General features: G+C 62.4%; 19 protein-coding genes. 3 read left to right on the top strand and 16 right to left on the bottom strand.

The annotated features are described in order from the left end of the window. Nucleotides 1-66: 66 nt before the first annotated feature. The 6 genes from DMO26_RS21535 to DMO26_RS21510 all read right to left on the bottom strand — a co-directional run bounded on the left by DMO26_RS21535 (nucleotide 67) and on the right by DMO26_RS21510 (nucleotide 4,018). Nucleotides 67-549, bottom strand: a complete 483-nt coding sequence (locus DMO26_RS21535; protein ID WP_117194204.1) for a GFA family protein — start codon at nucleotides 547-549, stop codon at nucleotides 67-69. Beyond that, the gene (locus DMO26_RS21530; protein WP_117194203.1) at nucleotides 546-1,040 is read right to left on the bottom strand and encodes a GFA family protein; all 495 of its coding nucleotides are present in this window, start codon (nucleotides 1,038-1,040) and stop codon (nucleotides 546-548) included. Before DMO26_RS21530 ends, DMO26_RS21535 begins: the two co-directional genes overlap by 4 nt. Further along, nucleotides 1,037-1,531 carry a GFA family protein gene (locus DMO26_RS21525; RefSeq protein ID WP_117194202.1) on the bottom strand — a complete coding sequence of 165 codons (495 nt, stop codon included), beginning with the start codon at nucleotides 1,529-1,531 and terminating at the stop codon, nucleotides 1,037-1,039. The genes DMO26_RS21530 and DMO26_RS21525 overlap by 4 nt, the downstream gene beginning before the upstream one ends. A 54-nt stretch (nucleotides 1,532-1,585) precedes the next feature. Continuing rightward, a complete protein-coding gene (locus DMO26_RS21520; RefSeq protein WP_117194201.1) occupies nucleotides 1,586-1,978 on the bottom strand; it encodes a VOC family protein in 393 nt (130 codons plus the stop codon). Nucleotides 1,979-2,011: 33 nt separating this feature from the next. Next, on the bottom strand, nucleotides 2,012-3,397 hold the full coding sequence (gene cysS / locus DMO26_RS21515; RefSeq protein ID WP_117194200.1) for a cysteine--tRNA ligase: 1,386 nt from the start codon (nucleotides 3,395-3,397) through the stop codon (nucleotides 2,012-2,014). Nucleotides 3,398-3,637: 240 nt separating this feature from the next. Next, on the bottom strand, nucleotides 3,638-4,018 hold the full coding sequence (locus DMO26_RS21510; protein WP_117194199.1) for a hypothetical protein: 381 nt from the start codon (nucleotides 4,016-4,018) through the stop codon (nucleotides 3,638-3,640). 175 nt (nucleotides 4,019-4,193) lie between these two features. On the opposite strand from DMO26_RS21510, the gene DMO26_RS21505 reads away from it, so the two are divergent. Beyond that, a complete protein-coding gene (locus tag DMO26_RS21505; protein WP_117194198.1) occupies nucleotides 4,194-4,592 on the top strand; it encodes a low affinity iron permease family protein in 399 nt (132 codons plus the stop codon). A gap of 111 nt (nucleotides 4,593-4,703) precedes the next feature. Here DMO26_RS21505 and DMO26_RS21500 read toward each other — a convergent pair whose 3' ends face one another. The 7 genes from DMO26_RS21500 to alr form a co-directional block, all read right to left on the bottom strand. Continuing rightward, on the bottom strand, nucleotides 4,704-5,444 hold the full coding sequence (locus DMO26_RS21500; protein ID WP_117194197.1) for an SDR family NAD(P)-dependent oxidoreductase: 741 nt from the start codon (nucleotides 5,442-5,444) through the stop codon (nucleotides 4,704-4,706). Between the two features lie 272 nt (nucleotides 5,445-5,716). Continuing rightward, a complete protein-coding gene (purF, locus tag DMO26_RS21495; RefSeq protein WP_117194196.1) occupies nucleotides 5,717-7,219 on the bottom strand; it encodes an amidophosphoribosyltransferase in 1,503 nt (500 codons plus the stop codon). 153 nt (nucleotides 7,220-7,372) lie between these two features. After that, nucleotides 7,373-7,960 (bottom strand): CvpA family protein, encoded by a 588-nt coding sequence (locus DMO26_RS21490; protein ID WP_117194195.1) that lies wholly within the window; start codon nucleotides 7,958-7,960, stop codon nucleotides 7,373-7,375. An 87-nt stretch (nucleotides 7,961-8,047) separates the two neighbouring features. Continuing rightward, a complete protein-coding gene (gene radA / locus DMO26_RS21485; RefSeq protein ID WP_117194194.1) occupies nucleotides 8,048-9,451 on the bottom strand; it encodes a DNA repair protein RadA in 1,404 nt (467 codons plus the stop codon). Nucleotides 9,452-9,456: 5 nt separating this feature from the next. Beyond that, the gene (locus DMO26_RS21480; RefSeq protein ID WP_117194270.1) at nucleotides 9,457-9,753 is read right to left on the bottom strand and encodes a type II toxin-antitoxin system RelE/ParE family toxin; all 297 of its coding nucleotides are present in this window, start codon (nucleotides 9,751-9,753) and stop codon (nucleotides 9,457-9,459) included. Further along, nucleotides 9,750-10,007 carry a type II toxin-antitoxin system ParD family antitoxin gene (locus DMO26_RS21475; RefSeq protein ID WP_117194193.1) on the bottom strand — a complete coding sequence of 86 codons (258 nt, stop codon included), beginning with the start codon at nucleotides 10,005-10,007 and terminating at the stop codon, nucleotides 9,750-9,752. The genes DMO26_RS21480 and DMO26_RS21475 overlap by 4 nt, the downstream gene beginning before the upstream one ends. Before the next feature lie 68 nt (nucleotides 10,008-10,075). Continuing rightward, entirely contained in the window at nucleotides 10,076-11,242 is a 1,167-nt protein-coding gene (alr, locus tag DMO26_RS21470) for an alanine racemase (RefSeq protein ID WP_117194192.1), read from the bottom strand. A gap of 230 nt (nucleotides 11,243-11,472) precedes the next feature. Here alr and DMO26_RS21465 point away from each other — a divergent pair, with 230 nt between their 5' ends. Together DMO26_RS21465 and DMO26_RS21460 are read left to right on the top strand one after the other, a co-directional pair. Beyond that, entirely contained in the window at nucleotides 11,473-11,829 is a 357-nt protein-coding gene (locus DMO26_RS21465) for a VOC family protein (protein WP_117194191.1), read from the top strand. A 142-nt stretch (nucleotides 11,830-11,971) separates the two neighbouring features. After that, entirely contained in the window at nucleotides 11,972-13,198 is a 1,227-nt protein-coding gene (locus DMO26_RS21460; protein WP_117194190.1) for an alpha-D-ribose 1-methylphosphonate 5-triphosphate diphosphatase, read from the top strand. Between the two features lie 67 nt (nucleotides 13,199-13,265). Here the strand turns inward: DMO26_RS21460 and DMO26_RS21455 are convergent, their stop codons facing one another. From DMO26_RS21455 to DMO26_RS21445, 3 genes are read right to left on the bottom strand one after another with little or no spacing between them, the layout of a single operon-like run. Beyond that, nucleotides 13,266-13,628, bottom strand: coding sequence for an HVO_A0114 family putative DNA-binding protein (locus DMO26_RS21455; protein WP_117194189.1), 363 nt, complete (start codon nucleotides 13,626-13,628; stop codon nucleotides 13,266-13,268). After that, nucleotides 13,625-13,915: a toxin-antitoxin system TumE family protein gene (locus DMO26_RS21450; RefSeq protein ID WP_205421249.1), complete on the bottom strand. Its 291-nt coding sequence runs from the start codon at nucleotides 13,913-13,915 to the stop codon at nucleotides 13,625-13,627. The genes DMO26_RS21455 and DMO26_RS21450 overlap by 4 nt, the downstream gene beginning before the upstream one ends. A gap of 49 nt (nucleotides 13,916-13,964) precedes the next feature. Further along, nucleotides 13,965-15,458: a replicative DNA helicase gene (locus DMO26_RS21445; RefSeq protein WP_117194188.1), complete on the bottom strand. Its 1,494-nt coding sequence runs from the start codon at nucleotides 15,456-15,458 to the stop codon at nucleotides 13,965-13,967. Between the last annotated feature and the right edge of the window lie 209 nt (nucleotides 15,459-15,667).

The raw sequence follows: 15,667 nt of genomic DNA, 5'->3' as shown, positions 1-15,667 counted from the left end.
ACGCCCTTGGCGATCAGGCCGTAAAGCAGCCACTTCGGCATCTTGAGGTTCGGATCGTCGGCCATCTCACAATCCCTTCGACGGCCAGGCGGCGGTGTCGTGGTCGGGGTGCTGGAAGGAGATGATCTGCTCCTGCTTGACGGCGTCTTCCGCCGAATCCCGGATCGGCTGCTCGAAGATCGTCGTCACCCACGGGATATGGGAGGAATAATTGACCTGGATGCGCGGCGCCAGGTCGTCGCGGTCGTCGAAGGAGCCGATCGAAAGCTCCAGCCCGCCGGGATAGCGGTATGTCAGCGGCGTTCCGCAGTTCTCGCAGAAGCCGCGGTCGATATTGACCGAGGACTGGAAATATTTGGGCGCTCCGCGGGTCCACTCGACGCCGGAGCCGTTCCCCTCGGGCGGCGCGCTGACCAGCGGCCCGAAAAAGCCGCCGAACGCCTTCTGGCACATCCGGCAATGGCAGATCGAGGCGCGGCCTAGCTCGCCGTGGATGCGGAAGCGGACGGCGCCGCACTGGCAGCCGCCTGTTCTGAGCTTTTCGGTCATTTTTCGTTCTCCAGGGGGCCTAGGGGCGGCCATGTTTCGGTATCGTGGTCGGGATGCTGGTAGGAGACGATATCGGCAAGGAACGGCGCCTCGTCGATATCATCCATCGTGTGCCGTCCCGGCAATTCGCCGAGGCGGTCGACAAAGGGCAGCTTGGCCTCGATGCCGAACTGCACGACCGGCGGCAGGGAGGCCGGGTCATCGAAACTGCCGGCGGAGATGGAGATGCCGTCATCGGCCTCATAGGTCATCGGCGTGCCGCAATCGGCGCAGAAGCCGCGCCGGACATGGTTGGACGAATGGAAATATTTGAGGCCGCCGCGCGTCCAGGTGAGCGTCGCCTCGCCGGTGGCGACGAGCGGCGCATAATAGGCGCCGAAAGCCTTCTGACACATGCGGCAATGGCAGATGGAAGAATCGAGAGGTTCTCCCTCCAGCCGGAAGCGGATCGCGCCGCACTGGCAGCCGCCGGTTCTCACGACATCGCTCATCGGATTTCCTCCTGAACTCCGCGGGGTGGCCAGGCCTCGGTATCGTGGTCCGGATGCTGGCGGGTGCTGGCGCGGATAATCTTTTCCTCGTCCGGCGTCATGTCCATTCCGGCCTCGTGGTGCAGGTCGTCGAGCTCCCCGAACCAGGTGAGCTTGTGGGCGAGGTTGGTCTGCATCGCCGGCTTGACGCTCTCCGGCTCGTCGAGCGATCCGAGCGTGATGCTGATATGGCCGGCGCCGCCGTCGTAAAAGAGCGGCGTGCCGCAATTGCTGCAGAAGCCGCGCCTGACGGTTTCGGAAGACCGGAACCAGGCCGGCTCGCCGCGGGTGAAGGCGAAGTTCTCCCGCTTCACGCCGCCCAACGGCATGAAATAGTTGCCGGCCGCCTTCTGGCACATCCGGCAATGGCAGACATGCGGAAATCCCAGCTCCCCCTCCGCCCGGTATCGCACCGCGCCGCACTGGCACCCGCCGGTGTGGATGATGGTCATCTCAGGCCTCTTCCACTGTTTTCAGGAACGATCACCGAGCCCATCGAAGCGCCCTCAGCTCTCTTCCGCCGCGTGGCATACCGCCTCGATATTGTTGCCGTCCGGATCGAAGACGAAGGCGCCGTAATAGTTCGGATGGTAATGCGGGCGAAGGCCGGGCGGGCCGTTGTCGCGGCCGCCGGCGGCGATCGCGGCCTTGTGAAAGGCATCGACTTCGGCACGGGTGTTGGCGGTGAAGGCGATGTGCTGGGAGTGGCCGGCCGCGGGCGCCGCCTCGTGCAGCCAGTAGACCGGGCGCTCCCGGCCATAACCGCCGACCTTGACGCCGTTCGTATATTCCGCCGGCACCATGTAGAGGAGCGAGGCGCCGAGCGGCGCGAAGGCAGCGTCGTAGAATGCCCTGGCGCGGTCGAAATCCGCCACCTTGATGCCCATGTGGTCGATCATGTCTTCCTCCTTCGTCGGTTCGTGAGCCGAAGCTTAGCGCTTCAGCTCCCAGGTCGTCACGCGTTCTCCGGTCGCCGGGTCTTTGCCATCCTTCAGCTGGATGCCTTTTTCTGACAATTCGTTGCGGATGCGGTCGGCCTCGGCGAAGTTCTTCGCTTTCAGCATTTCGAGCCGCATGGCGACCAGCGCATCGATCGCGGAGGCGACGGCTTCGTCCACTTCCGCCTTTTTGGGCAATACGCCGAGCAGGGCCGCGCTTGCTGCGAACTCCGGCAGGCGCGACTTGTCGGCATTGGCTTCCTGCGCCAGCGCATGCAGCGCCTGCACCGCCGCGACCGTGTTGAGGTCGTCGCCAAGGGCCTCCAGCACCGCTTCCGACGGCTCCGCATCACCCGGATCGCCGGCCGGCCATTTGGCGAGGAGACGTTCGGCCTCTTCCAGCCGCTTCACCGAAAAGTCGATCGGCTCGCGATAGTGGGTCATCAGCATGGCAAGCCTGAGCACGTCGCCCGGCCACTTGCGGCCGCCGAAGGTCTCGGTCTCAAGCAGGTCGTGGATGGTGATGAAATTGCCCTCGGATTTCGACATCTTGCGGCCCTCGACCTGCACGAAGCCGTTGTGCATCCAGACGTTCGCCATCACTTGCGTGCCGTGGGCGCAGCGCGACTGGGCGATCTCGTTCTCGTGGTGCGGGAAGATCAGGTCCAGTCCGCCGCCATGGATGTCGAATACCTCGCCGAGATAACGCTGGCTCATCGCCGAGCATTCGATATGCCAGCCCGGCCGGCCGCGGCCCCAGGGGCTTTCCCAGCCGGGCTCGTTGTGGGAGGAAAGCTTCCACAGCACGAAATCGCCCGGGTTCTTCTTGTGCGCATCGACCGCGACGCGGGCGCCGGCCTGCTGCTCGTCGAGCGGCCGCTTGGAAAGCTGGCCGTAATCGAGCATCGACTTCGTATCGAACAGCACTTCGCCGGCCGCCACATAGGCGTGGCCGCGGGCGATCAGCTTTTCGATGATCTCGACCATCTGGGGTATGTTGTCGGTGGCGCGCGGCTCGACATTCGGCTCCAGGCAGCCGAGCGCTGCAACATCCTGATGATACTGCGTCTCGGTCTTTTCGGTCACCGCACGGATCGCCTCGTTGAGCGGCAGGCCCGGATGGTCGCGCAGGGCGCGGGTATTGATCTTGTCGTCGACGTCGGTGATGTTGCGGGCATAGGTGACATGGGCCTCACCATAGACATGCTGCAGCAGCCGGTAGAGCACGTCGAAGACGATCGCCGGGCGCGCATTGCCGATATGGGCATAGTCGTAGACCGTTGGACCGCAGACATACATGCGCACGTTCTTGGGGTCGATCGGCAAAAATGCCGTCTTTTCGCGGGTCAGCGTGTTGTAGAACTTGAGCGAGGCGCCCATCGAAATCTCCCAAAACCTTGCATGGAAAGCGGCCACGAGCAACCAGCCGCCGGACCGGGTCGTTTGTCTTCAAGGCTTTTCAAGAGACGAAAACGGCCGGGCCAGCGCAAACGCTAGCGAATAATGATCCCGCAAATGGAAATCGCCGTTTTCATGGAGGAGGTTATGGCGCGGGCGCGGGATTTGGTCAAGGCCCCGCAGCCAACTCCCGTACCCGCGCCGGATGTGATCAAGCCCGGCTCAGGCCGTCTTGCGGCCGATGCCGTTCCTGAAGACGGTGACGAGGAAGATCAGCATGGAGCCGGCGGTGAGAAGCGAGCCGACTATGGCAAGCCCTTCGCTTCCGCCCGATACGGACATCGCAATGCCCGGCACGAGACAGAGCACGCCGAGCGCCGCAAGAGCGAAATGCACTTTCGCAAGCATCGTCTCGGCGGCGCCGGGCGTGACCGTGTAGTAGAGGCCGAAAAGACCCATGGTCGTCCAGCCGACCAGATTGAGATGCGCGTGTGCTGGCGCCATCGTGTGATCGTGGACGATCCCCATCTGAATGCCCCAGAACATGCCGACGGTGACACAGAGCACCGCCGCGCCGAAGAAGTAGAAAGCAATGTTTCTCATCAGAATTTCCCCCAAGGAATGAAAGCCTGCTTCCCTGTTGCAGGCGGGGCATCATAGGGGAAATCCAAACTCCATACATGGGGTATTCAACGAAGCGGGTGCGCCGGTGGCCGGGATCGATCTCGCCGCTTGCACGTTGACTGGCACCATTCCAAAAAGCGCGGATGCATGCGACATGGTCGGTCAGGACAAACGCCACAACATCTTCGATATCTTTTCGAGCACCGTCGCCTCCTGGTCGGGAAAGCCGGCCACCTTCGTGGCTGCCGTCGTCCTGGTCGCCGTCTGGGGTGTCAGCGGTCCGCTGTTCGGCTTTTCGGAGACCTGGCAACTGGTGATCAATACCGGCACGACGATCATCACCTTTCTGATGGTCTTCGTGCTGCAGAACTCGCAGAACCGGGACAGCGAGGCGGTGCAAGCGAAGCTCGATGAACTGATCCTTTCGAGCCACGCCGCAAACGAATTCATCGGCATCGAGAAGCTGGACGAGGAACAGCTGCGCAGGTTGAGCGAAAGCCTGCAGAGGCATGCCGAAAGGCTGAACCAGAAGGTGGATGACGTCCCTGATTAGGCTGTAATGGAGCCATGAAGCCTCACCCGGCCGCGCTGGCCTTTCGCTCAGGCCGTTCGGCGCTGCAATCGATTCGCCGGATCGATGGCCCGGGCTTCGCCCGAGCGCGCCTCACTCCGGTGCCCGGAAATCCACGAACTTGTTTTCGCGCACCACGAACAGGCGCCCTGTGTCCTGAAGCTCCGGGGAGGCGAGGAAGAGGATTTTTTCGGCCACTTCCGATGGAGGTGGCAGCGTTTCCGGGTCTTCGCCCGGCATTGCCTGGGCGCGCATCGCGGTGCGGGTGGCGCCGGGATTGACGATGTTGACCTTGAGCGGCGTGTGGTCGGTCTCGGCCGCCCAGATGCGGGCCATGTTCTCGACCGCCGCCTTGGAGATCGAATAGGCGCCCCAGAAGGCCGGCGCCTTCGAGGCGACGCCGGACGACAGGATCAGCGCCCGGCCGGCGTCGGATTTGGTCAGCAGCGGTTCGACCGAGCGAATCAGCCGCCACGTGGCGATGACGTTGGTGGTCATCACCTTTTCGAACACCTTCGCCTCGATATGGCCGAGCGGCGAGATGACGCCGAGAATGCCGGCATTCGCCACGAGGATGTCGAGCTTGCCCCAGCGCTCGAAGATCGAGGCGCCGAGCCGGTCGATCGCAACCATGTCGGTGATGTCGAAGGGAACGAGGGTCGCCGTGCCGCCCGCCGCCTTGATCGCGTCGTCGAGCTCTTCGAGACCGCCGACCGTACGGGCGGTGGCGATCACATGCGCGCCGGCCTTGGCGAGTTCGAGCGCCGTGAAATAGCCGATGCCCCGCGACGCGCCGGTCACCAGCGCGATCCTGCCCTTCAGATCGATGTTCATTGCATTTTTCCCATTTCGAACCGCAATATCGGGTAGCCGCAACCAGATCGCGGGCAACCTTCACGCAGGGCGGGGCAGTCACTTTTCCGGCAAGCGGTTATCCCTACCTCCGTCATCCCTGTGCTTGTCACAGGGATCCAGTGCGCGCAAGTCCTTGGGCGCGAAAGAGTCTTTCACGGCGCAGACGCGCCGTGGCTGGATTCCTGTGGCAAGCACAGGAATGACGGAAGACTGAGGGCCGACCCCGAACAGCCACGCTGTTTCATTTCGTCTCACCCGTTGCTGGCGAGCACCGAAACCTTGCGCCCCATCGTCTCGCCGTCCTTGTCGAGCAGGCGGGTGGGGTAGTCGCCGGTGAAATAGTGGTCGGTGAACTGCGGGCGGGCGTCGTTGCGGTCCTCGCCGCCGACGGCGCGGTAAAGGCCGTTGATCGACAGGAATTCCAGCGAGTCCGCGCCGATATATCGGCACATGGCTTCGAGGCTGTCATACTGGTTGGCGAGCAGCTTGTCGCGATCCGGTGTGTCGATGCCGTAGAAATCCGGATAGTAGATCATCGGGCTTGCGACGCGGATATGCACTTCCTTCGCGCCGGCGTCACGGATCATCCGCACGATCTTCAGCGAGGTCGTACCGCGCACGATGGAATCGTCGACCAGGATGACGCGCTTGCCCTCGATCATCGCCCGGTTGGCGGAATGCTTCAGCTTGACGCCGAAGGCGCGGATCTGCTGGGTCGGCTCGATGAAGGTGCGGCCGACATAATGGTTGCGGATGATGCCGTATTCGAACGGAATGCCGCTTTCCTGCGCATAACCCAGCGCTGCCGGCGTGCCGCCATCCGGCACCGGCACGACGACATCGGCATCGACCGGCGATTCCTTGGCGAGATTGATACCCATGTTCTTGCGCGCCACGTAGACGCTGCGGCCGCCGACGACGGAATCGGGCCGGGCGAAATAGACGTATTCGAACAGACACAGTCGCTCCGGCTGGCCGTTGCCGGCTTTCCGTGCATCGATGGAGATCGAGCCGTCCGGCTGGATCTCGCAGATGATGACCTCGCCGTTTTCGACGTCGCGGACGAATTTGGCGCCAATGATGTCGAGCGCGCAGGTTTCCGAGCAGAAGATCGGCTTGCCGTCGAGTTCGCCCATGACCAGCGGCCGGATGCCGGTGGGATCGCGCGCCGCGATCAGCTTGGTGCGGGTTATCGCCAGCATCGAGTACCCGCCTTCCATCTGCCGGATCGCGTCGATGAAGCGGTCGGCGGTGGACGTGTAGCGGGAGCGGGCGATGAGATGGAGAACGACTTCGGTATCCGAGGTGGACTGGCAGATGGCGCCGCCGGCGATGAGCTGGCGGCGATGCGTCAGGCCGTTGGTGAAATTGCCGTTATGGGCGATCGCGATGCCGCCGACTTCCAGTTCGGCAAACAGCGGCTGCACGTTGCGCAGCGCCACTTCGCCGGTGGTGGAATAGCGGTTATGGCCGATGGCGATATTGCCGGGCAGTTTGGCGAGCGTCGCGGGGTCCGTGTAATGGTCGCCGACAAGGCCCATGCGGCGTTCGGAATGAAAGCGCAGCCCGTCGAAGGAGACGATGCCGGCCGCTTCCTGGCCGCGGTGCTGCAGGGCGTGCAGGCCGAGCGCCGTCAAGGTCGCCGCATCGGGATGTCCGAGAATGCCGAAAACGCCGCATTCTTCGCGAAGTGTATCGAAATCCCATTCGTTGACGCTTTTGTGGTCGAACGTCTCGGAAACCGGCTCACTCATCTTGGCCCTTATCCTTCTGGACAACGTGTCCGTTTCGGAAAAATGGAAAGGCCGGCCGGGGATCTTCTCCCCGGAAACCAGCCTGTTTCTCACTTGGATGCGAATGATATCACAAATGGTGACGTTTTGCGCCGCATCAAGCGCAAGATCCTGTCAATTATTTGTCGCAGGCGCGTCGTCGGCAGCCGGCTGATCCTGTGCCGGCGCTCCATCTGCAGGGGCGGCATCGCGGCCGAGGATGCGGGCGCGGATCTGCGGCTCGATATCGTCAGGCAGGATCGCTTCGAGACGGGCGACCAGCGTATCGAGGAAAGGCTTGGATTTTGCCTGCGTCACCCAGGCCGGCTGCGAACGCGCATCGACCAGCCAGTTCCAGAAGGCGACGGCGACGACCAGAAGCAGGATGCCGCGGGCCGCGCCGAAGAGGAAGCCCAGCGTGCGGTCCAGCGCGCCGATGCGGCTGTCGATGATGAAATCGGCAATGCGGGTGGTGATGAACGAAATGACGATCAGCGCCACGATGAAGATCACGCCGGCCGATCCGGCGATCGCAATCCGGTCGTCGGCGGTATAGTTCTTCGCATAGGGCAGGAGCAGCGGATAAAGATAATAGGCGGCGGCGACGGAGCCCACCCAGCTTGCGATCGACAGCACCTCCCGCGAAAAACCGCGAACCATGGCGAGAACGGCGGAAAACAGCGTCACACCGATGACGATACCGTCGAAAATCGTGATGGGCATAAATGAACTACTCCAGACTCGCCGCCCTCAGGGCAGGCATCCCGCTCATGGCAGCCGTCATACATCAGCGGGCCTGTTAACGGAAGATCAATCATCTTCCGCCGTTTGTCCCAGCTTCCTCACAGAACCGGCAATCCGCGACACCAGGTCCGGCAGGTCCTCCACAGCGACCCAGCGTCCGTTCGTGCCCTTCGGCATTTCGGCGGAGCTGGCCGGCAGCATCGCGCCTGCAAAACCGAGCTTTTCGGCCTCCTTGAGGCGCTGGGCGGTCTGTGAAACCGGCCGCACCGCGCCCGAGAGGCTGATTTCGCCGAAATAAACGCAATCGGCGGGCAGGGCAAGGCCGGCAAGCGACGAGACCAGCGCCGAAGCGACCGCGAGGTCTGCCGCCGGTTCGGAGATGCGATAGCCGCCTGCCACGTTCAGATACACGTCGTGCTGGCCGAGTCTGACGCCGCAATGGGCTTCCAGCACCGCAAGGATCATCGACAGCCGCGACGAGTCCCAGCCGACAACCGCGCGGCGCGGCGTGCCGAGCGAGGTCGGCGCGACCAGCGCCTGCACTTCGACCAGCACCGGCCGCGTGCCTTCCATGCCGGCAAAGACGGCGGCGCCCGGCGATTTCGCGTTGCGTTCGCCGAGGAAAAGCTCGGAGGGATTCGAGACCTCGCGAAGCCCCTTGTCCGACATTTCGAAAACCCCGATCTCGTCGGTCGGGCCGAACCGGTTCTTGACGGTGCGCAGGATGCGATAGTGATGGCCGCGGTCGCCCTCGAAATAGAGAACGGCATCGACCATGTGCTCGACGACGCGCGGCCCGGCGATCTGGCCTTCTTTGGTGACGTGGCCGACGAGAACCATGGCGGCACCTGTCTGCTTGGCGAAACGGATCATCGCCTGCACGCCGGTGCGCACCTGGGTGACGGTGCCGGGCGCCGAATCGGCCGTGTCGCTCCACAGCGTCTGGATCGAGTCGATGATGACGAGGTCCGGCCGCTTGCCGTCGGAAATCGTGGCGAGGATGTCTTCGACATTGGTTTCGGCCGCAAGCAGCACGTCCGAATCGGCGGCGCCGAGGCGCTGGGCGCGCAGGCGCACCTGCGCCACCGCCTCTTCGCCCGAGACATAGATGATCCTGTGGCCACGGCGGGAAAGGGCGGCTGCGGCCTGCATCAGGAGCGTCGACTTGCCGATGCCGGGATCGCCGCCAACCAGCACCGCAGAACCGCGCACGAAACCGCCGCCGGTCGCCCGGTCGAGTTCGGAAATGCCGGTGTAAACGCGCGGCGCTTCCTCGGTCTCGCCGGAAAGCGTGGTGAGCGCCACCGCGCGACCCTTTTTCGGCACCTTGCCGGGGCCCGCGCCGATGCCGCCCATCGGGTCTTCCTCGACGATGGTGTTCCACTCGCCGCAGCCATCGCATTTGCCGGCCCAGCGGCTGTGCACCGTGCCGCAGTTCTGGCACACGAATTGGGTCTTTGGTTTTGCCATGGGGGTCAGGTTTCGTCGGTTTTGAAATGGCCGGAGGAGACGTCTTGATGACCATGCAGGACGCGCAGTATGCGCACCGTCTTTTCGGTCGTCCGGAAATAGATGCATCGGTTGCGATAGGGCAGTGCCTTCAGTCCCGGAGAAAGCTCGTTGCGGGGAACACCTGGAAAGCCGCTCAGCGCAATCCATTCAATCTTTCTGGTCAGGTCGCGGATAAAGCGCGATGCGGCGACCGGGTCTTCGGCGGCAATGTAGACAAAGATATCGAGGAGGTCCTGATCTGCGAGCGGGGAATAGGTCAGCTCTTTCGGTTTAATATCCGCATCCCCCGTTCGATGATGGAATCGGCAAGGGCATCGGCCGTTGTGAAAGTGTGATAATCCCCTCGTTCGAACTGAGCGTCCGCCTCAGCGATCATTTCACGCAATAATTCGTTCTCGCTTCCGAGACGGCTCAAGCCTGCCGCAACGACCTCGTCGGCGTCCTTATAAAGGCCAGCCTTCACCTGCTCTTCAATGAAGGCTCGGTCCTTCTCGCTGAGATGGATCTCGGTCATTTCGATCTCCTTTTGTTCTCTTTTAGCACGACATTTTTCTGCTTCCAAGAGGGGGCGTGCCGCCATGTTCACTCGTCCGGATAGATATACCGCCGCTCGTGGCGCAGGCCGAGGCTCGTCAGGAGTTCGTAGCCGATCGTGCCGGCGGCGCGGGCGACATCGTCGAGGGCGATGTTCTCGCCGAAGAGTTCGACATAATCGCCGGTGCGGATCTCCTTTTCGGGAATGTCGGTAACGTCGAAGATCGTCAGGTCCATGGTGATGCGGCCGATCACCGGCACCTTTCTGCCGGCTGCAAAACCGAAGGCGCCGTCCTTCACCGTCTGTCGCAGCGGCACGCCGGAACCGGACAGCGAGCGCAGATAACCGTCCGCGTAGCCGACCGACACGATGGCGAGCCGGCTGTCGCGGGCAAGCTGGTAGGTGCCGCCATAGCTCACCGTCTCGCCCTTCTTCGCATCGCGGATCTGGATGATGCGCGCCTCGGCCTTCGCGACCGGCTTCATCGGGTTCGGCGCGGCGACGACGGCCTCGCCGCCATAAAGCGCGATGCCCGGCCGGGTGAGGTCGAAATGATATTCCGGCCCGAGGAAAATTCCGGCCGACGCGGCAAGGCTTGTTTCGATGCCTTCGAAAGCCTCGGCAATCCGCTGAAATGATTCGCGCTGCTGCCGGTTGAGGGGCGATGAAGGCGTGTCGCCGCTGTGGAGATGCGAGAGGACGAGGACGGGCGAAAAGCTCGCTGGCCGCGATACGTCGTCGGCAAAGGCGATCGCTTCCTCGAGCGGCAGGCCGAGCCGGTTGAAGCCGGTATCCACCTGAAGGGCGCAGGGGTGGTCGCCATGTTCGGCCGTAACCGACATCCAGAAGGCAAGCTGTTCTTCCGAGGCGAGCACCGGAACAAGCCCGTGCTCGTAGAAAAGCCCCTCCTGTCCGGACCAGACGCCGGACAAAACATAGATACGGGCGTCCGGCGCATAGGTGCGCAACGTGACGCCCTCCTGCACGACGGCCACGAAGAAATCCCTGGCGCCCGCCTCGTAGAGCGCCGTGCCGCAGTCTTCCAGTCCGAGGCCGTAGGCATCCGCCTTGACGACCGCGGCCGTACGGGCACTCCCCGAGCGACGCGTCATTTCGCGAAAATTGTCGGCAAGCGCTCCAAGATCGACCGTCAGCCGCACCGGCGCGATATCGAAGTCGTCGGGTAAGAAAAGGTCGCTGTCGAAATCGGTCATCTGGTCTCGTCGGGCACGAAGAATGTTCCGGCGATCCTTAAACGTTTCGAAGGCGGGAAAAAGACCGCCACACGAAAATGTTCCGCGCTGCACAATCTTCTGAGGGTGAATGTTTTCGGAAACCTGTCGCCTTATCGGGATTTTCGCCACGACGTTATGTAGCCTTGGTTCGCAGATAATGTCCGTGTCGCCAACTGCACAAACGAAGCCGAAGCGGCGGAGTTGTCGGAATGATCAAAATTGGCTCGGTCGTGATTCATTGCTACGAATTTGAGCGCATGGTCGTGTTTTGGCAAGAAGCCCTGCATTATGTTCCGCGTGCGCCTGCGAGCGAGGATTGGGTCGTGCTTTGCGATCCTGAGGGTCATGGCCCCAATATTTCCTTTCAGGCCCGCGATCGCAGCGGCTGGCGGAGAAGCTGGCTGCATTTGGACCTTTATACCGAACGTCAGCAGGAGGAGGTTCGTCGTCTGCTGACGATCGGAGCGAAGCAATATCCGTGGCGCTATCCCCAGAACGCCGACTACGTGGTCTTGCAAGACCCGGACGGCAATCTTTTCTGCGTCGTGCAAAAGCCGCAGGTCTGAGGCAATTATCCGGCGCCACGTCCACAGGACCCTTCTCAAATCTGTCACATCGGCTGGCTAAAAGCGCCGGATGGCGCGCGGCCGGTCAGGGGATACGGCTGCTGCGCCTCTTCTTTTTATACGATGTTTTATGGATGGGCCGATGCAGAACAATTCGGCAATTGTGATCGAGGGGGCGGCCGTGGTTTTCGGCGACCGCCTGGCGCACGCTTCCGTGCGACTCGAAGACGGCTGGATCACGGCGATCGACGGTGCGCGGGACGGGGCGGACGTCGTCGACGGCCGCGGCCATATCCTGGCGCCGGCCTTCGTGGATATCCATGGCGACGCCTTCGAGCGGCAGCTCATGCCGCGGCCGGGCACCATGCTGCCGGTCGCCGCAGCCCTGCTCGATACGGACCGCCAGCTTGCGGCGAACGGCATCGCGACGGCCTACCATGCCCTGACGCTGAGCTGGGAGCCGGGCCTCCGATCGGTGGAAAACGGCCGCGCCGTTGTCTCCGCGCTCGACGCGCTCGCCCCGCGGCTGACGGTGGACAATCGCGTGCAATTGCGCTGGGAAACCTTCTGCTTCGAGGCGATCGACCTGATCCGCGAGGCGCTGTCCGGTCCCCGCCTGCCTTCGATCGCGTTCAACGATCACACGTCGATGATCATGCTTGATCCGTCCGTCTCATTGCAGGAGCGGCCGTTCGACCACGATCCGGCCTTTCCGGTGGTCGATCCGGAAACGCCCGAATTTGCCGCAAAGACGGCCGAGCGCGCCAAGCGGGCAAAGATCCCGGTGCCGGACATGGTGTCAATGATCCGCGACATGTGGGGACGCCGGCCGCAGGTGCCGGCGGCGATCGAGGAAGTGGCGGCGCTCGGCCGGGCGGTGGGTGCGCCGATGTTCTCCCATGACGACAGCCAGATCGAAGCCCGCGATTTCTACCGCGCCCGCGGTGCAGGCATCAGCGAATTTCCGATGAACCGGCGAGTGGCGCAGGCCGCCCGCGATGCCGGCGACTTCATCGTCCTCGGTTCGCCGAATGCCGCCCGCGGCGGCAGCCACTTGGCCTCGATCGGTGCAGCCGACATGATCCGCGAAGGCCTCTGCGACATTCTCGCTTCGGACTATTATTACCCGGCCATGCTGCTCGGCCTGGCGCGGCTGAAGGCGGATGGCGTCGGACCGCTCCATGCGCTCTGGCCGCTCGTGTCGGGCAATCCGGCCCGCGCCTGCGGGCTCGACGACCGCGGCGCGATCGAAATCGGGACAAGAGCCGACCTGGTGCTGGTCGAATGGCCGGAAGGTGGCGCGCCTGCCGTGCGCCGCACCTGGGTTGCCGGCCGGGAAGCCTACCGGGCAGTGCCTGCGCGCCGTTGAGAAGGCTTGCGATCCCCGCTAATAGGGAGCGGGGAGCCTGGTCGACGGCTTGACTGAGGCTGAAAGATCAGGCCACGCTACGAAGGTCGAAATCCGCATGGATCACCTCATAGGGCACATGGATACGGTCGTTTTCATTGACCTCGACCAGCCCCCATTCGATCAGTACGGCAGTATCCTCGTGGACCCGTTTCACGTCGCGGGAAAGTGCTGCCGCAAGAGTGCGATAGGTGGAAGGGCCAAGCTTTTGCAAGGTCTCTATCAAGGTCCAGCGTTTAGGTGTGAGCACCGTGAAGAGCTGTTCGGGCGAAGAGAAGCTGAATACATGGTCTTGAGGCTTTCCGGTTTTCCAGGCCGTAACAAATCCTTCTGCTGCTTGCCGTAAGGCCGCATCGTCATTGCGTTGAATTGTGATCGTGGCGGTAGTCATCGTCGGCGCTGCCTCCTCACATTCACGTCTCTCAGAAAATCATCAATGAGTTTCTCGATCGTCGAAAAACCATACGCTTCTTCGTGACCACGGATATGTCTATGATCGCCTTTACCTCTTTCGTTGTCGTAACCAATGACGCGTTGTCCAGGATAGCCGTAGAACAGACTATATTTATAGTTATGCAAGCTGCCTAATAGAGGCTGCAGAATTTTCCAGATAACCATTTCCAGAATGGCTCCATCCGACAGCACGCTTTTAGTTCGATAAAGCAACTGCGCCTTCATGTTGGCGATTATGCCAACATGAAGGCGCCCTGTCAAATCGCTTGGACTTTCAATGTTCTTCGTACTGCGTGAAGCTCGGGTCGGCCAAATCCGCGAAGCGTGTGTATTCGGATTGGAAGGCGAGCTTGACGGTGCCGGTCGGTCCGTGGCGCTGTTTGGCGATGATCACGTCCGCCGTGCCCTTCACCTTGTCCATATGCGCTTCCCATTCCGGGTATTTCGGATCGGAAATGTCGCGGGGCTCCATGTTCTTCACGTAATACTCCTCGCGGAACACGAAGAGCACCACGTCGGCGTCCTGCTCGATCGAGCCCGATTCGCGCAGGTCGGAGAGTTGCGGGCGCTTATCGTCGCGGCTTTCCACTTGGCGGGAAAGCTGGGAGAGCGCGATGATCGGCACGTTCAATTCCTTACCGAGGGCCTTGAGGCCGGTGGTGATCTGGGTGATTTCCTGTACGCGGTTGTCGCCGGATTTGCCCGCCCCCGTCATCAGCTGGATATAGTCGACCACCAGGCAGTCGAGGCCGCGCTGGCGCTTCAGGCGGCGGGCCCGAGCGGAAAGCTGAGCGATCGAGATACCGCCGGTCTGGTCGATGAACAGCGGCACCTTCTGCATCATCTGCGAGCAGGCGACGAGCTTTTCGAAATCCGCCTCGGTGATGTCGCCGCGGCGGATCTTCGACGAGGAGACTTCCGTCTGCTCGGAGATGATGCGGGTGGCGAGCTGTTCGGCAGACATTTCCAATGAATAGAAGCCCACGACGCCGCCGTTCTTCGCCTTGAACGTACCGTCCGGCTGCACTTCCGGCTCGTAGGCGGCGGCGATGTTATAGGCGATGTTGGTGGCGAGCGAAGTCTTGCCCATGCCGGGGCGTCCGGCAAGCACGATCAAGTCGGAGCGCTGCAGGCCGCCCATCTTGGCGTCCAGCGACATGATGCCGGTCGAAATGCCGGAAAGATGTCCGTCGCGCTCAAAGGCGGCGCCCGCCATGTCGATCGCCAGCGCCACGGCGTCATTGAACGACTGGAAGCCGCCGTCGTAGCGACCGGTTTCGGCAAGTTCGAAGAGCCGGCGTTCGGTATCTTCGATCTGCGTCTGCGGCGGCATGTCGAGCGGCGCGTCATAAGCGATGTTGACCATATCCTCGCCGATGGTGATCAGCGCCCGGCGAAGCGCCAGATCGTAGATCGCCCGGCCGTAATCCTCGGCGTTGATGATCGACACGGCTTCGGCGGCGAGACGGGCGAGATACTGCGCCACGGTCATGTCGCCGACCTTCTCCTCCGCGATGAAGGTCTTGACGGTGACCGGATGGGCGGTCTTGCCCATGCGGATGATATCACCGGCGACTTCGAAGATCCTGCGGTGCAGCGGTTCGTAGAGGTGGACGGGCTTCAGGAAATCGGAGACGCGGTAATAGGCATCGTTGTTGACCAGGATGGCGCCGAGCAGGGCCTGTTCGGCCTCGATATTGTTCGGTGCCTCGCGGTAATGCGGCTCGGCCGGCTGGATGTTGGCGAGTTTGCGCACGGCGTCGTTCATGGTCTTCTTATCCGTCCTCTCAGGTCAAGCTTTCGGTTCTAGAGGCTCGCGCGACCTGGCGATACTGCAAAAGCGATTCCCACAGCTATCCACAGAGCCGCCCGTGTGGCTGGAACAAAAAACGCAGTGAAACGCGGAATCCGTTTGACTTCGCCTGGCCGCGAGTCGCCCGGGCCGGCTTCATTCTATACACAAAAACGACAAAAAAG

It is taken from the genome of Rhizobium terrae (genome assembly GCF_003425685.1).
Lineage (GTDB): Bacteria > Pseudomonadota > Alphaproteobacteria > Rhizobiales > Rhizobiaceae > Neorhizobium > Neorhizobium terrae.
This window is presented reverse-complemented; position numbering and strand designations above follow the sequence as displayed.

Coding starts and splice junctions, on each gene's coding strand:
- DMO26_RS21445 (WP_117194188.1), bottom strand. CDS start 15,458: ATGAACGACGCCGTGCGCAAACTCGCCAACATCCAGCCGGCCGAGCCG.
- DMO26_RS21510 (WP_117194199.1), bottom strand. CDS start 4,018: ATGAGAAACATTGCTTTCTACTTCTTCGGCGCGGCGGTGCTCTGTGTC.
- purF (WP_117194196.1), bottom strand. CDS start 7,219: ATGAGTGAGCCGGTTTCCGAGACGTTCGACCACAAAAGCGTCAACGAA.
- DMO26_RS21465 (WP_117194191.1), top strand. CDS start 11,473: ATGATCAAAATTGGCTCGGTCGTGATTCATTGCTACGAATTTGAGCGC.
- DMO26_RS21460 (WP_117194190.1), top strand. CDS start 11,972: ATGCAGAACAATTCGGCAATTGTGATCGAGGGGGCGGCCGTGGTTTTC.
- DMO26_RS21450 (WP_205421249.1), bottom strand. CDS start 13,915: ATGAAGGCGCAGTTGCTTTATCGAACTAAAAGCGTGCTGTCGGATGGA.
- DMO26_RS21490 (WP_117194195.1), bottom strand. CDS start 7,960: ATGCCCATCACGATTTTCGACGGTATCGTCATCGGTGTGACGCTGTTT.
- cysS (WP_117194200.1), bottom strand. CDS start 3,397: ATGGGCGCCTCGCTCAAGTTCTACAACACGCTGACCCGCGAAAAGACG.
- radA (WP_117194194.1), bottom strand. CDS start 9,451: ATGGCAAAACCAAAGACCCAATTCGTGTGCCAGAACTGCGGCACGGTG.
- DMO26_RS21505 (WP_117194198.1), top strand. CDS start 4,194: ATGGTCGGTCAGGACAAACGCCACAACATCTTCGATATCTTTTCGAGC.
- DMO26_RS21500 (WP_117194197.1), bottom strand. CDS start 5,444: ATGAACATCGATCTGAAGGGCAGGATCGCGCTGGTGACCGGCGCGTCG.
- DMO26_RS21535 (WP_117194204.1), bottom strand. CDS start 549: ATGACCGAAAAGCTCAGAACAGGCGGCTGCCAGTGCGGCGCCGTCCGC.
- DMO26_RS21520 (WP_117194201.1), bottom strand. CDS start 1,978: ATGATCGACCACATGGGCATCAAGGTGGCGGATTTCGACCGCGCCAGG.
- DMO26_RS21530 (WP_117194203.1), bottom strand. CDS start 1,040: ATGAGCGATGTCGTGAGAACCGGCGGCTGCCAGTGCGGCGCGATCCGC.
- DMO26_RS21525 (WP_117194202.1), bottom strand. CDS start 1,531: ATGACCATCATCCACACCGGCGGGTGCCAGTGCGGCGCGGTGCGATAC.
- DMO26_RS21455 (WP_117194189.1), bottom strand. CDS start 13,628: ATGACTACCGCCACGATCACAATTCAACGCAATGACGATGCGGCCTTA.
- DMO26_RS21475 (WP_117194193.1), bottom strand. CDS start 10,007: ATGACCGAGATCCATCTCAGCGAGAAGGACCGAGCCTTCATTGAAGAG.
- alr (WP_117194192.1), bottom strand. CDS start 11,242: ATGACCGATTTCGACAGCGACCTTTTCTTACCCGACGACTTCGATATC.